Source organism: Leisingera sp. CC-HEC096 (genome assembly GCF_059429235.1).
Genome location: NZ_JCAIJS010000001.1, coordinates 2,542,628 through 2,557,145 on the forward strand (window position 1 = coordinate 2,542,628; position 14,518 = coordinate 2,557,145).

The following is a 14,518-nucleotide window of genomic DNA, read 5'->3' on the forward strand; positions in this document are numbered from 1 at the left end:
CCTGTCTATCCTGTCCAGCCGAGGCCCGCCGCGACGCAGTTCATCGACTGCATCAGCGGGACCGGCACTGTAGTGGATTTCCGGGCGCGCTCTTCCCGCAGGAGGCGCACCTGGGTTTTGTGGATTTCGCGCAGCATGGTCTCGACCCGGCCGAAGCGGGTGCGCAGGCGCGGAAAACGGCTGGCGAGGCTGCTGTCTCCGGTCAGGAACAGGATGGCCTCGCGGGCCAGCTGGTATTCCTTGCGGATGGCGTCAAAGATGCGCTCGCGGATTTCCGCGTCCTGCACCAGCGTCGCATAATTGGCAGCGATTTCCATATCGCTTTGCAGCAGGGTCTTTTCCACCTCATCCACCACCAGGCGGAACAGCGGCGAATTGCTGAACATATCCTGCAGCACCGTCTCGCCGCGGCGGCCGCGGAACTTGCGGAAGCTGGCGACCGCGGAACCGAAACCGTACCAGCCGGTGATCATGTGGCGGTTCTGCGACCAGGCAAAAACCCAGGGGATCGCGCGCAGATCGTCCAGCGAGCCGGCACCGAAGCGGCGGGCGGGACGCGAGCCGATCTTGAGCATTGCCAGTTCTTCCACTGGGCTGGCCTGCTGGAAATAGTCCAGGAATCCCGGCGCGTTCAGCAGGTTGGAATAGGCCGCCTGGGACATGCCGGCCAGCGCCTCGAAGGCGTCATCATGCTCCGGATTTACCGGCGGGGTGTCTTCCTGCAGCGAATGGCGCAGCACGGAGGAGGCCATCAGCTCCAGCTGGTGCAGCGCGGTGCCGCGGTTGGCGTATTTGGAGCTGACCACCTCGCCCTGCTCGGTGATCCGCATCCGGCCTGCGATGGTGCCTGCAGGCTGGGCGGCAATGGCGCGCTCAGCCGGGGCGCCGCCGCGGGAGACCGAGCCGCCGCGGCCGTGGAAAAACACGGGCTTCATCCGGTGGGCTGCCAGGGTGCGGGTAATCAGACGCTGTGCTTTCTCCAGTTCCCAGGTGGAGCAGAGGAAGCCGCCATCCTTGTTGCTGTCGGAATAACCCAGCATCACCTCGATCCGGTTGTCGCCGGATTTCAGCGAGCGGCGGGCAAAGGGCACGTCCAGCAGGCCGTTCAGGATGCTGGGTGCAGCCCGCAGGTCGCCGATGGTTTCAAACAGCGGCACAACTTTCAAAGCCGCTTTTTCCGCGCCGAAGCCTGCGTAGCGCGCCAGCAGGTAGACGCCCAGGAGATCATCGGTGGAGCGTGTCATCGACAGGATGAAGGGGCCCATCGCCTGCGGATCTTCCCCGGCGCCGGCGTCGCGCATCAGGCGCAGCAGCTTCAGCAGCTCGCCGCTTTGCGGGCTCAGCTCATCCGGTGTCATATAAGGAAGCGAGGCGCTGCCCAGCTCCTTGCGCAGACGCGCCGACCAGTCCGGGCTGCCGAACTCCGGCACCTCGCCCGAGCGCGCCCAGATTTCGGTCAGCGTTTCGGTGGTCACGGTAGAGTTCTGGCGGACGTCCAGCGTCACCGTGCGGAAGCCGAAGACATCGGCCTGCCAGCGGATCGGGCGCACATAGCGGGCCGCCAGCCGGTGCGCGCCGATTTCCTCAAGCGCCTCTTCCACATCTGTCAGGTCGGTGACGAAATCACCCAAGTGCTTATAGGCGCCGGTTTCCTCTGCAGCCGTGGCCCTGATCCGCACCAGGATTGCGGTCAGCGCCTGGCGGAAGACCTCGCCGGGGTTGCGGGCAGACAGCGCCGCAGTACCGGGGGCCGCGGCAATGACCTTTGCCAGCCGGGCAGAGGCACTGTCAGGCAAGGCAAACACCGCTGCCGAAATCGAAATCCGCTCCGCCGCGGTGGTCAGCGCCTTTTGGTAGCGTTTCAGGATCGCCGCACGGTTTGCGGTCAGCGCCGCCGCCGTGGCCTCTACCGTGACATTTGGGTTGCCGTCGCGGTCACCGCCAATCCAGGAATGGAACTTGAGACAGGGCGCATCAGCACTGTTGCCCAGCCGCGGCTCCGCGGCGGCGATGTAGCGTTCAAACAGTTGCGGCACAGCTTCGTACAGGCTGTCGCGGAAGAATTGCAGGCCCCATTGGATTTCGTCTTGCAAGCTGGGACGGTCGCGGCGGAGTTCACCGGTCATCCACAGAAGGTCGATCTCCGAGCGCAGGTCCTCCAGCAGACCCGCACGCTCGCGCGGGGTCCAGCGCTTGGCCTCCAGCGACACCAGTCCGCGGTAGATGCGGCGGTGGATTTCCAGGATGGTGACGCGCTTGGCCTCTGTCGGGTGCGCGGTCAGGGTCGGGCCGATGGAAAACTGGCTGGCGACCTCCTGCAGCCGTTCGGGCGTGGCCAGTTCTCCGGCCAGGTCCAGGGCGCGGGCAAAACTGCCTTCGACCACTTCCGGGCCGTCCTGGGTTTCGGCCATGCGGCGGTCGCGCATGGCGGCGTTTTCCTCGACGATCTTCAGCAGCTGGAACCAGATATTGAAGGCCTGCAGATAAGGAGTGGCCGGCTGATCGCCGGACAGGTCCCATGCAGTTTCCCCCATGGCCTTCTGTGCCACTTCCGGCGCGCGCTGGCGCAGGACATCCAGCCACAGGGCGTGGAGTTCATTGCGAAGTTCGGCGGCATAGCCGGTGTCTTCGACGCCGGCGTGGGTGGTTTCGGCAGGGTCTCCCATCACATCACCCGGTCGCGCGGCTCGCGCCCTGCGAAAAAGTCGGTCAGATTGTCGAGCACGCGGAAGCCCATCGCCTCGCGCGCCTCGCGGGTGGCGCTGCCCAGGTGCGGCAGCATCACCAGGTTGTCGCAGTCCATCAGGTCCGGATTGATGCGCGGCTCGCCGTCGAACACATCCAGTCCGGCGCCGCCGATTGTTTCGAACCACAGGGCGCGGGACAGGGCCAGCTCGTCGATCACTTCGCCGCGGGCTGTATTAATAAGGAAGGCGTCCGGCTTCATCAGGTTGAGCATCCGGGTGTTGATCAGATGCCGGTTGGCGGCGCCGCCCGGGCAGTGCAGCGAGACGAAGTCGCACTGCGGCATCAGGTCTTCCAGGCTGTCGGCCTGCGTGGCGTTGTAGCGGGCCAGGACATCGGGGGAGACGCGGGAGCGGTTCTGCACCACGATCTTCATACCAAAGCCATGATGCGCGCGGCGGGCCATTTCCTGGCCGATGCGGCCAAAGCCGACAATGCCCAGCGTCTTGCCGGAGACCTTGGTGCCGACCAGATGGGTCGGCCGCCAGCCGGTCCACTCACCGGCGCGCAGCTCGCGCTCGCCCTCGCTGGCGCGGCGGGCCACCATCAACAACAGCGTCATCGCGATGTCTGCGGTGCATTCGCTGAGCACATCCGGGGTGTTGGTCACCGTCATGCCGTGGCCTGCGGCGCTGTGCATATCAATATGGGAATAGCCGACACCGTAGTTGGCCAGGATGCGGGCCTGGGGTTTGGCAATGTCGAATGCCTCAGCCGAAATCTTGTCGGTTACAGTCGGCAGCACCGCATCAAAGGACTTCATCGCCTCGCGCAGCTCGCACTCGCTCAGCGGTTTGTCACCTGTGTTCAGCACGGCATCGAAGGCTTCGGAAAGCTGCGCCTCAACTGCGGCCGGCCAGCGGCGGGTCACCAGAACCTTGGGCTTTGCCATGATGTCATCTCCCTGACGTGCTTCTTAGTAATGCGCTCCACCCCCTGCCATTGCCCCGGGCCAAGGGTGGAGCGTTGCGCCTGTTCCGTTACCGGATCAGGCGGCGTTCTTTTTCATCACGCTTGCGATGGTTTCGCCGATCACTGCGGGGTTTTCGGCAACGGTCACGCCGGCCGCCGACAGGATCTCCACCTTCTCGGAGGCGCTCTCGCCGAAGGCCGAGATGATCGCGCCCGCGTGGCCCATGGTGCGGCCCTTGGGGGCGGTCAGGCCCGCGACATAGGCCACAACCGGCTTGGTCACGTGGTTCTTGATGTAATCCGCCGCTTCCGCTTCCTGCGGGCCGCCGATTTCACCGATCATCGCGATGACCTCGGTTTCCGGATCCTTCTCGAACCACTCAAGGATGTCCTTGAAGGAGGAGCCGTTGATCGGGTCGCCGCCGATGCCGACCGAGGTCGAGACACCAAGGCCCAGCTCTTTCAGCTGCGCCGCGGCCTCATACCCCAGGGTGCCCGAACGGCCGATGATGCCCACGGTGCCCGGCAGGTAGATGTGGCCCGGCATGATGCCCAGCAGTGCCTTGCCCGGCGAGATGGTGCCCGCGCAGTTGGGGCCGGTCAGGATCATCCGCTTTTCCTTGGGATAGCGGTACATGTAGCGCTTCACCCGGATCATGTCCTGGGCCGGGATGCCGTCGGTGATGCAGACGCAGTAGTGGATGCCCGCATCCGCCGCTTCCATGATGGAGTCGGCTGCAAACGGCGGCGGCACAAACACCAGCGAGGCATTGGCGCCTGTGGCCTCAACCGCTTCTTTCACGGTGTTGAAGACCGGCACGCCCTCGACGGTCTCGCCGCCCTTGCCCGGCACCACGCCGCCGACGACGTTGGTTCCGTATTCGATCATGTCCTTGGTGTGGAACCGGGCGATCTTGCCGGTGATGCCCTGGACGATGACACGGCTTTCGCGATCAAGAAGGATGCTCATTTGACGGCCCTCACACGAGTGTTTTGATCAAGGTCGTTTTTCCACGCGCCGACGGCCCTTTCGGCGGCTTCCATCAGCGAGGTTGCACGGATCAGCGGCAGGCCGGACTGGGCCAGGATCTTCTGGCCTTCCTCCACGTTTGTGCCGGCAAGGCGGACCACCACGGGCACGTCGACCTGCACTTCCTTCAGCGCCTGTACGACACCTTCGGCAACCCAGTCGCAACGGTTGATACCAGCAAAAATGTTGACCAGAACCGCCTGCACATTGCTGTCGGACATCACCAGGCGGAACGCCTTGGCGACCCGTTCCGGGGTTGCGCCGCCGCCGATGTCCAGGAAGTTGGCGGGCTCGCCCCCGGCCAGCTTGATGGTGTCCATGGTCGCCATCGCCAGGCCTGCGCCGTTCACGATGCAGCCGATGTTGCCCTCGAGCCCGACATAAGACAGGCCGCGGTCGGCGGCGCGGGCTTCGCGCGGGTCTTCCTGGCTCTTGTCGCGCAGCTCAGCGATCTGCGGGTGGCGGAATAAGGCGTTGTCGTCAAAGGTCATCTTGGCGTCCAGCGCGATGACCCGGTTGTCCGAAGTGACCACCAGCGGGTTGATCTCAACCATGGTGGCGTCCAGTTCCGAGAACGCCTGGTAGCAGCCCTTAAGCGTGCGCACCATTTGCTGCGTCATCGCCGGTTCGATGCCCAGGGCAAACGCAATCTCGCGCGCCTGGAAGTCCTGCAGGCCGACGGCCGGCTCGACAGTCGAGCGCACGATCGACTCGGGCCGCTCGGCAGAGATCTCCTCAATCTCCATGCCGCCCTCGGACGAGGCAACGATCATCACCCGCTGGCTGGACCGGTCCAGCACAAAGCCCAGGTAAATCTCGCGGGCAATCGGCACCGCACCTTCGACATAGACACGGTAGATGCCTTTGCCCTCGGGGCCGGTCTGGTGGGTCACCAGCTTTTTGCCGAACAGGTTCTCGGTCGCCTCATAAATCTCGGCTTCGGAATTGCACAGCTTGACGCCGCCCGCCTTGCCGCGGCCGCCTGCGTGAACCTGGGCCTTGACGATCCATTTGTCGCCTCCCAGTTCCCGCGCGCGGTAGGCCGCCTGCTCGGGGCTGTAGGCCAGCGCGCCCGGGGGAACGGTCACGCCGAAGTTGCTCAGAACTTCCTTGGCCTGATACTCGTGGATATCCATGGTCCTCTCCTTCTCATGGATGCCGGAATTCTATTACTCAGCCGGTTCCAGTTCCGGTGCGTAATGCTTGTCGAGCAGGGCTGTGACGGCCGCCATGTCGACGTTCGCGCCCATGTGCTGCATGGCCTGACCGAAACGGGTCACGATATCGGTAATCGCCCCGCGGTTCGCCAGGTTCAGGATGCCGATCCGGACCTGCACCGGCTCCGACAGGGTCGGCCAGATACCGAACCCCTGGGAACGGCAGGACTGAACCAGTTCCTTTTCGCGCCCGGCCAGCGCGCCCGGCAGGTTCAGGACAACAAGGCTGGTCATGTTCGATGTCACCTCGCAGCCCATCAGCGCAACGGCATCGCGCAGCGCCTTTTCGTGGAAGGCATAGTCCTGCGCCTTTTGGGCGCGGCCGTGCTGCAGGTTGATCCGCAGGGCCTCGTGGAACGCCGCAACGGCATAGGCCGAATGGGTCCGGTGATAGGTGCCGGCCTCGGCATCCTGCCCGTCGATGATGCCCCAGTGGCGGCCTTCCATGATGGCGTTGTGCACCCAGGAGTAGCTGCCATTGGTCTTCAGCTCATTGATGTAACGGTCGGTGAAGCTGACCGGCGCATAGGTCAGCGGCAGGCACAGCACGCCCTTCTGCGGGCAGGAGGCCCAGCCGACGACACCCGGGTAATCGTCAATCGAGAAATCCTCGATCCCAAGCGAGCTGACGGCGTCGATAAGACCCATCGCATCGTGCTTGACGCAGGCATCGTTAAAGCCTTTCAGATCGTTGATACGGCCCGAACCGGTTTCCCAATGCGCCATGAAGGCCCATTTCGGCTTGTGCTCGGCCAGAGCCTTTTCGACGATCTCACCGGTGACCGACTGACCGTGCGGGACTTCGACAATGGTCACCGAAGCAGGCTGCGGGTCCAGTGCGTTTGCCGCCAGCTCCTCACGCGTCGAAGCGCGCATCCGGATGGTCAGGCCGTCAATGCCCGAGAAGGTGCCGTTCACAAAGGCGACAACGGTGTCGCCCGGCAGGATTGCGTTCATCATGCAGTCCAGGCCGCTCCAGCCGGTGCCGGCAACTCCGAAGGTGTAGGTGTTCTTGGTGCCCCAGACATCCCGCAGCATCTGCTTGCACTCGATCATGCCGCGCAGCACGTCCGCCTGCATGTGGTCGGCCAGACCGGTGTTGGCAAAGGCCTGCAGCACGCGGGGGTCGGTGTTGCCCGGGCCAGGGCCGGCGGCCAGGGTTTCCGGGATTTCCAGGCTGGGGAAGATCGTGGGTTCTGTCATCGGGTCAAACCTCTTTGGTGTCCGTTGCCGATGCGCCGGAGGTTACGGGCCTTCTTCGCTGTGGGAAGGTTTGTTTCCTGTCGGTCAACATCTGTTAACCTAAGGAAAACCCAGGTCGACAAAACCCGCAACATTCCTATATCCTGCTTTTGGGTATCTAAATGGGCGGTAAAAAACCTACCCATACAGGTAAAAATACCGTTGCATACCGAATTCGACCCTACCCATTTGGGTGGTTTTTAACAAAAGGGCACCAAATGGCTCCTATAAGCGACAAAGTTTCCCCGATTTCGGTCATGCTTGCTGACGCAAATCCGCTGGTGCTGTCAGCCATGTCCGAGATCTTCGACAAGGACCCGCGATTCTCGCTCGTCGCCACCTCAGCAACCGCCGAAGGCTTCCTCGGAACGGTGATGCGGGTGCCGGTTCAGGTCGGGATCATCGACTGGAACCTGCCCGCGCTCGGCGGCGCCAAGCTGATCGAGGTGCTGCGCGACCAGGCCAACGCGCCGCGGCTGGTCGTCTATGCCGACGAAGGCGGCGACGTGCCGCGCAAGGCGATGAGCGCGGGCGCGGCTGGCTTCGCGCCCCGCTCCAGCGCGGTCGACGGGCTGCTCGACACTTGCCTTGCCGTGGCCGAGGGCAAGATGGTTTTTCCCTTCCTCGACGTTCGCGGCCTGCAGACCGATCCGATTGAGCAGCTGTCGCGCCGCGAACGCACGATGCTGGAGGCGCTGTCGAAGGGGCTCACCAACAAGGAGCTCAGCAAGGAGCTGGGGATCTCGACCAACACGGTGAAATTCCACCTGTCGAACCTCTACGAAAAACTCTCGGTCAAGAACCGCGCCCAGGCGATTGCGTTCTACTACGCCAACCGCGCCGCCAAAGGCGATTTCAGCGTGGAGGAGTGACCCCCGATTGCCGCCCCGCGCCTCGCACGCGTGTGCGCTTACGCGTACGCACGCGAGGGCGCGACGCGCGGGCGCGCTCCCGCGCGAATGTATTTAAATGAAATCTTTTTTCTTGACAGGAAACACTCTGATGGGGAATGCCTAGGGAGGAGAGGACGAAACCCCATTGCGAATGAGGAGCGCACCCATGTCGTTTCATACCATCGAACAGGCCCCTGGCCGCCTGAACCGCAGCGAGCTGGCAATCCCCGGATCCCAGCCTCAGATGTTTGAAAAAGCTGCAAAATCCGACGTCGACGTGATCTTCCTGGATCTCGAAGACGCGGTTGCACCGGACGAAAAAGACCAGGCCCGCAAGAACATCATCGAGGCCCTGAACGACATCGACTGGGGCAACAAATCCATGTCGGTGCGAATCAACGGCCTCGACACCCACTACATGTACCGCGATGTCGTCGATGTGGTTGAACAGGCAGGCGAACGCCTCGACCTGATCATGGTCCCCAAGGTGGGCACTGCGGCAGACGTTTACGCCGTCGACATGCTGGTCACCCAGATCGAAGACGCGAAAGGCTACAAGAAGCGGATCGGCTTTGAGCACATCATCGAGACCGCGCTTGGCATGCAGAACGTGAGTGAAATTGCCGCAGCCTCCAAGCGCAATGAATCGCTGCATTTCGGCGTCGCCGACTACGCCGCCTCGACCCGCGCCCGTACCACCATCATCGGCGGTGTGAACCCGGATTACTCGGTGCTGACCGACCCGTCCGCGGACGGATCGCGCGACGTGCATTGGGGCGACATGTGGCACTATGCCCTGGCCCGCATGGTGGTTGCCGCCCGCGCCAACGGCTTGCGCCCGATCGACGGCCCGTTCGGCGATTTCCAGGACAAAGAAGGCTACAAGGCTGCCGCCAAACGCGCCGCGGTTCTGGGCTGCGAAGGCAAATGGGCCATCCACCCCAGCCAGATCGAACTGGCCAACGAGGTGATGTCGCCGTCGGACGCGGAAATCACCAAGGCGCACCGCATCCTGGAAGCCATGGCCGAAGCAGAAGCGGCCGGCAAAGGCGCGGTGTCGCTGGACGGCCGCCTGATTGACTACGCCTCGATCCGTCAGGCAGAAGTGCTGGTGGAAAAAGCCAAGCAGATCGCCGGCAACTAAGCCGCCGTTCGGTTTCAAGACCTTACGCCGTCCCGGTTTCGGCTGGGGCGGCTGTGCGCCGCTATGCCAGGAGATGCAGATGACCGGATTGCTGACCACCGCCAAGGCCCTGTTTCAGGCCGCTGTCGACCGGGCAGACCCTGCCAAGGCCCTGCGTGCACAGCTGGCGTCCGCCCCGCTCCCCCCGCTCCCCGAAGGCGGCAGGAATGTGCTGCTGGCTGTCGGCAAGGCTGCCATCCCGATGATGCGCGAAGCGCTGGCGGCGATCCCGGATGCAGACCAGGCTTTGGCGATCACAAACCCAGAGAACTACACGGAAATTCCCGGCGCCACGGTGATCTGCGGCGCCCATCCGGTGCCGGATGAGACCAGTGCCGCCGCTGGTCAAGCTGCCATTGAACTGGCGCGCTCCCTTGGCCCGGATGACCGGCTGATCGCGCTGATTTCCGGCGGCGGCTCTGCCCTGATGGTGGCCCCCGCCCCCGGCCTGACGCTTGCGGACAAGGCCGCGGTGAACAAGCTGCTGCTCGCCTCAGGGCTTGAGATCAACGAAATGAACCTGATCCGCCAGCAGCTGTCGGACATCAAGGGCGGCGGCCTGCTGCGCCATGCAGCCCCCGCTCAGGTTCAGGCTTTCATCCTTTCAGACGTAATCGGCGACGACCTGCGCGCCATTGCCTCCGGCCCCACCGTGTCGCCGATCGGCACCCGTGCTCAGGCACGGGAGATCCTGCAGCGTGCAGGTATCTGGGAAAGTGCCCCGGAAGCGGTCAAAACCCTTCTTAACACCACTGAAGACGTCCGGGAAATCCAGCACCCGGCCACCAACACTTTGATCGGTTCAAATCGCCACAGCCTCAAGGCGATGATGGCCGCAGCGGCAGAGGACTGGACCTGTAAGCTGGTCTCCCACCGGCTGGTTGGCGACGTGTCAGAGGCCGCGGAAACTGTTGTTTCGGCCGCGTCAGCCGCCCCGCAGGACAAACCCGTCGCGCTGATTTTCGGCGGCGAGACCACGGTCCAGCTTACCGGCACCGGCCTTGGCGGCCGCAATCAGGAACTGGCCCTGCGTGTCGCCAAACTGGGTGCGGAACGCCTTAGCGGCGACTGGCTGTTTCTCTCCGGCGGCACTGACGGGCGCGATGGCCCCACGGATGCAGCAGGCGGCATCGCCACCCCCGCAACCTGGGAGGCTATCAAGGCTGCGGGCCAGGACCCGGATGCACTGCTCGCCAACAATGACAGTTATGCAGCTCTCAAGGCCGCAGACGCGCTGCTGATCACCGGCGGCACTGGCACCAACGTGGCCGACGTGCAGGTCCTCCTCAGGCGCCCCAGCTAACATCCAGGCCGCTCCAGCTTTTCATCTTTCCTGAAATACTCCCGCCGGAGGCGACCTCGGCCGCCACAGGCGCCGCGCTCAGGCAGGCACGCGCTTCTCGCCCCATTCGGCCAGGTCGTTCACCAGCATCAAGGCCACCCGCCGGAACACCTGGCGCAACCGCTCCACATGCGGCCCCTCCAGCTTGAGCTCGGCCAGCGCCTGGTCCATGCACTTGAGCCAGTTCTCAGCGTCTTCTTCGGTGATTGGCACATGGGCGTGCATCAGTTTCACGTCCATATGCCCGTGCTTTTCCTCGTAGTAGCGGCGCCCGCCCATGAAGCCGGACAGGAAGTTAAACTGTTCAATCCGGGCATGGTCCATGCCATGCCCCCGCTTGTGCAGCTTAACAATCTGCGCGCCGGTCTCTGTTTCCTCGACTATGTCGTAGAACCGTTCGACCAGCGCACGCAGCGCGCCTTCGCCGCCGATCTGCTCTATCAGCTTCTGAACCATTTAACCTCCCTGCCCCAGAGCGGCCGGCCTCAGGATTGAGGCCGGGTCTTCTTGGGGTCGTAATGCGCAAAGGGTACAATCTTGGCCGGCAGCCGTTTTTGATGCCCGTCAAGTTTACCGATTTCCACCTCGGTTCCGGCCTCCGAACAGGACACATCCACCCGCGCCAGCGCGATGTTCTTGCCTAGGAGCGGCGAACGCATGGACGAGGTCACCTCGCCGATCTGCGCGCGACCGATGTGGACACAATCGCCATGACCCACATCGATCGCAGAGTCGATATCCAGCCCCACCAGCTTGCGCGCAGGGGTAGTCTTGCGCCGGATCAGCGCGTCGCGGCCGATGAAATCATCCTCTTTGGACTTCAGCGGAACGGTGAACCCGATGCCGGCTTCAAATGGGTCGGTCTGGTCAGAGAAGTCATAGCCCGCGAAGATCAGCCCGGCCTCGATCCGCACCATATCCAGCGCCTCCAGCCCCATCGGTCGGATGCCGTGATCCTGACCAGCCTCCCAGACCGCATCAAAGACTTCGCTGGCATGTTTCGGGTGGCAGAAAATTTCATACCCCAGTTCACCGGTATAGCCGGTGCGCGATACCACCACCGGCACACCATGTTCGCCGCCGATCCGCGCAGGGGTGAAGCGGAACCACCCCAGTTCCTCCAGCTCGGGGTTATGCGGCATCGTCCAGACGATCTTCTTCAGCAGATCCCGGCTTTCGGGACCTTGCACCGCGATATTGTGCTGCATGTCGGTGGAGGACCGGATCAGCACGTTCAGCCCCAGCTTCTCGGCCTGCTCGCGGATCCATTCCCCGCCGTAATCCGAGCCGCCGATCCAGCGGAAGTTATCCTTGCCCAGGCGGAACACGGTGCCGTCGTCGATCATGCCGCCATGCGGGTAGCACATCGCGGTGTAGACCACCTGCCCCACTGCAAGCTTTTTGATGTTGCGGGTAAAGATATACTGGCACAGCGCCTCGGCATCGGGCCCGGTGATCTCAAACTTGCGAAGGGCTGAAAGGTCCAGCACCACGCATTTCTCGCGGCAGGCCCAGTATTCCTCCAGCGGCCCGGACTCGGCATAGCAGTTAGCCAGCCAAAACCCGTTATATTCGACGAAATTGCGGGTCAGCTTGCTGAGGCGGTCGTGGAAACCGGTTTCCTTGGTCATCTTGGGCTCCGATTCAGGGGTCGCGCGGAACGCGATCGCCCGCTTGAAGGTCTCTTGCCCGCTGTAGGTGCGGACGTGAATATCAGTGGGTTTCCAGCCATTGGCGGCGCTGGTGTCATCCGGGCAGGCCGAGCTGACACAGACCAGATCGGTCAGCGCCCGCAGCAGCACGTAATCGCCGGGCCGGGTCCAGGGCTCATCGGCGTACATCACGCCGTGATCATCGAGCCCGGTGTTGAAGAAGAAGTTGATCGCCATCCAGCCCGCACGCGGTGTCACCCCATGCTGGGCCAGTGTCGCATTGAAATTGTCCGAGCAGTTCACATGGCCAGGATAGCCGATGTCGTCGTAGTATTTCGCCGCACAGGCCAGGGCAAAGGCATCATGCCGGCCCACGGTGTCCTGCACCACCTCGACCAGCGGCAGCATTTCCTGATCATAGTACTTCGCATGCAGCCCCGGCATCGGATAGGCATGGCCCATCAGTGTCCGGGTGGTGGTCACGTCCAGCGCATGCTCAATCCCCTTGTCCAGCTTGCGGGCGGCAAAACACTGGAAATCGGTGCACTGGCGCCCGTCCACGTCAATGATCTGGATGTAGTCGCCCGCCTTCACGAAATAGCTCTCCGCAGTGGCGCTGTGCACCCGCACTTCGCTGACAGGATCGGCCAGCGGATCCGGCAGCTCGAACCGCGCCACCTGCTTGATCACCGCCCGCTTGACCATGACGGTCAGGGACGTTGCAGTGTCCTGCTTCTCAAAATCCATGATCCCGCCTGGCGCCGCAATGATCATCACCCCGTCGCGCTGCGCGGTAAAGCTTTCTTCCGTCTTGGCAGGCGTTGTGCTGTTAAAGAACCGCACCGCCCCCCCCTGCGCCAGATCGATGCCGCGCGCCTCCATCCCCATGCGCAACCCGCGCAAGGACTGGTCGGAGGAGGTCAGCAGCGCCTTCAGTCCGCTTGCATCGCTATTGGGGGCCGCGCCAATGATCCCGGAATCAATGCGGCCCTTGTCCTCTGCCGCAACGATCTCGCAGGGCTGCCCGCCCTCGTCATTGATCACCGTCACCCGGTCGCCTGTTTCCACGCGGATCAGGATCGCGCCGCAGCCCTCGACCACGTATCGCTCAGTTCCCTTGGGCAGCGAAAACACCGACGGCTGATACAGCCCAGAGGGCTTTGGCGGCCCTTTGACAACCTCAGGGAAGCTCATGTCATTCATCGCGCATCTCCTGTTGGACTCCGGCCGAAAATTGCATGGTCGGAATATTTATTTATTGAAAAGAATATTGCCTTCCTCCACTCTAATCAACAAACATGTTGATTTTCTGCGGAAAAACGGTAGATGCCCGGGATGCGGCATTTTCCTGGGGGTGAATGCCGCAAACGAAAGGATAACCGCCATGCACTCGCTGCTTCTTGGCCTCGCGGCAGCCCTTGCCTGGGGGATCCACGACCTGTGCGTCCGGTTTATCTCGCAGCGGACCGGCATTCTGCCGGCCATGCTGACAGTGTTTGCAACGGGTGCGATTCTGATGGCTGCTGCAGGCCTGGCACTGGCGGACTGGCCGGCGATGACCTTGCCGGCAGCCAAACTCGCCGGGCTCTCCGGCGCCATCTATGCGCTTGGGTCTTACGCGCTGTACCGTGCCTTTGCACTTGGACCGGTCAAGCTGGCAGCGCCGCTGATCGGCGCCTATCCGGTGCTGTCGCTTGGCTTGGCAATGCTGCATGGGCAGCCGGTCGGGCCAGGTCACTGGCTGGCAGTTGCCGCCGTGGTTGGCGGTGTGGGATGCATAGCGGTCTTTTCAGCAGAAGACGAGAGCGGCGCGTTCAATCCGAAGACTGCAGGATGGGGCCTGATGGCGGCAATCGGCTTTGCGTTGACCTTTGCAACAGGCCAGGCCGCGACCCAGGCCGGAGCAGAGCTGCCGGTCCTGATCGTCACCCGCGCGGCCGCAATCCTGCTGGCGGCGGCCCTCGCAATCCTGTTGCGCGCGCTGCAGCTCCCGCCCCGCCAGGTCCTCCCGCTCCTCTGCGTGATGGGCGTGCTGGATGCCGCAGCACTTGGCTTGGTGATCTATTCAGGCACCCTTCCCCGGCCCGAGTTCGCCTCCGTCAGCGCCTCGCTGTTCGGCCTTGTCACCGTGGTTCTGGCCTGGCTGGTGCTGCGCGAAAGCATGACCCGCGCACAATGGATCAGCGTCGCTGCCACCTTCGGCGGCATCGCCTACCTGGGTGTCTGAGGCCCTTTCGCGGGCGACTCGCTGCTTACTCAACTTTCCCAAAAATACTCCCGCCGGAGGCGTCCGGCGGGAGCA

At 63.3% G+C, this 14,518-nt stretch carries 11 protein-coding genes; 4 read left to right on the forward strand and 7 right to left on the reverse strand.

Features of this window, described 5'->3' with window-relative positions:
• Positions 1–5: 5 nt before the first annotated feature.
• The 5 genes from AC5STI_RS12270 to AC5STI_RS12290 all read right to left on the reverse strand — a co-directional run bounded on the left by AC5STI_RS12270 (position 6) and on the right by AC5STI_RS12290 (position 7,107).
• Positions 6–2,666 (reverse strand): phosphoenolpyruvate carboxylase, encoded by a 2,661-nt coding sequence (locus AC5STI_RS12270; protein ID WP_495446847.1) that lies wholly within the window; start codon positions 2,664–2,666, stop codon positions 6–8.
• On the reverse strand, positions 2,666–3,637 hold the full coding sequence (locus AC5STI_RS12275; RefSeq protein ID WP_490400305.1) for a 2-hydroxyacid dehydrogenase: 972 nt from the start codon (positions 3,635–3,637) through the stop codon (positions 2,666–2,668). Before AC5STI_RS12275 ends, AC5STI_RS12270 begins: the two co-directional genes overlap by 1 nt.
• Positions 3,638–3,733: 96 nt before the next feature.
• Positions 3,734–4,627 carry a succinate--CoA ligase subunit alpha gene (gene sucD / locus AC5STI_RS12280; RefSeq protein ID WP_174149633.1) on the reverse strand — a complete coding sequence of 298 codons (894 nt, stop codon included), beginning with the start codon at positions 4,625–4,627 and terminating at the stop codon, positions 3,734–3,736.
• Positions 4,624–5,823, reverse strand: a complete 1,200-nt coding sequence (locus tag AC5STI_RS12285) for a malate--CoA ligase subunit beta (protein ID WP_271908951.1) — start codon at positions 5,821–5,823, stop codon at positions 4,624–4,626. The genes sucD and AC5STI_RS12285 overlap by 4 nt, the downstream gene beginning before the upstream one ends.
• Before the next feature lie 33 nt (positions 5,824–5,856).
• Positions 5,857–7,107, reverse strand: a complete 1,251-nt coding sequence (locus tag AC5STI_RS12290; protein ID WP_495446848.1) for a pyridoxal-phosphate-dependent aminotransferase family protein — start codon at positions 7,105–7,107, stop codon at positions 5,857–5,859.
• A 296-nt stretch (positions 7,108–7,403) separates the two neighbouring features.
• On the opposite strand from AC5STI_RS12290, the gene AC5STI_RS12295 reads away from it, so the two are divergent.
• The 3 genes from AC5STI_RS12295 to AC5STI_RS12305 all read left to right on the forward strand — a co-directional run bounded on the left by AC5STI_RS12295 (position 7,404) and on the right by AC5STI_RS12305 (position 10,525).
• Positions 7,404–8,018 carry a response regulator transcription factor gene (locus AC5STI_RS12295; protein WP_490400307.1) on the forward strand — a complete coding sequence of 205 codons (615 nt, stop codon included), beginning with the start codon at positions 7,404–7,406 and terminating at the stop codon, positions 8,016–8,018.
• A 187-nt stretch (positions 8,019–8,205) separates the two neighbouring features.
• A complete protein-coding gene (locus AC5STI_RS12300; RefSeq protein WP_495446849.1) occupies positions 8,206–9,183 on the forward strand; it encodes an HpcH/HpaI aldolase/citrate lyase family protein in 978 nt (325 codons plus the stop codon).
• A gap of 79 nt (positions 9,184–9,262) precedes the next feature.
• The gene (locus AC5STI_RS12305) at positions 9,263–10,525 is read left to right on the forward strand and encodes a glycerate kinase type-2 family protein (RefSeq protein ID WP_495446850.1); all 1,263 of its coding nucleotides are present in this window, start codon (positions 9,263–9,265) and stop codon (positions 10,523–10,525) included.
• A 78-nt stretch (positions 10,526–10,603) separates the two neighbouring features.
• On the opposite strand, the gene AC5STI_RS12310 is transcribed toward AC5STI_RS12305, so the two are convergent.
• Positions 10,604–11,020, reverse strand: a complete 417-nt coding sequence (locus AC5STI_RS12310; protein WP_490400301.1) for a group II truncated hemoglobin — start codon at positions 11,018–11,020, stop codon at positions 10,604–10,606.
• A 29-nt stretch (positions 11,021–11,049) separates the two neighbouring features.
• Positions 11,050–13,419, reverse strand: a complete 2,370-nt coding sequence (locus AC5STI_RS12315; protein ID WP_495446851.1) for a trimethylamine N-oxide demethylase — start codon at positions 13,417–13,419, stop codon at positions 11,050–11,052.
• Here AC5STI_RS12315 and AC5STI_RS12320 point away from each other — a divergent pair.
• The gene (locus AC5STI_RS12320) at positions 13,409–14,443 is read left to right on the forward strand and encodes an EamA family transporter (protein WP_495446852.1); all 1,035 of its coding nucleotides are present in this window, start codon (positions 13,409–13,411) and stop codon (positions 14,441–14,443) included. The two genes, AC5STI_RS12315 and AC5STI_RS12320, sit on opposite strands and share 11 nt — an antisense overlap.
• Positions 14,444–14,518 lie beyond the last annotated feature (75 nt).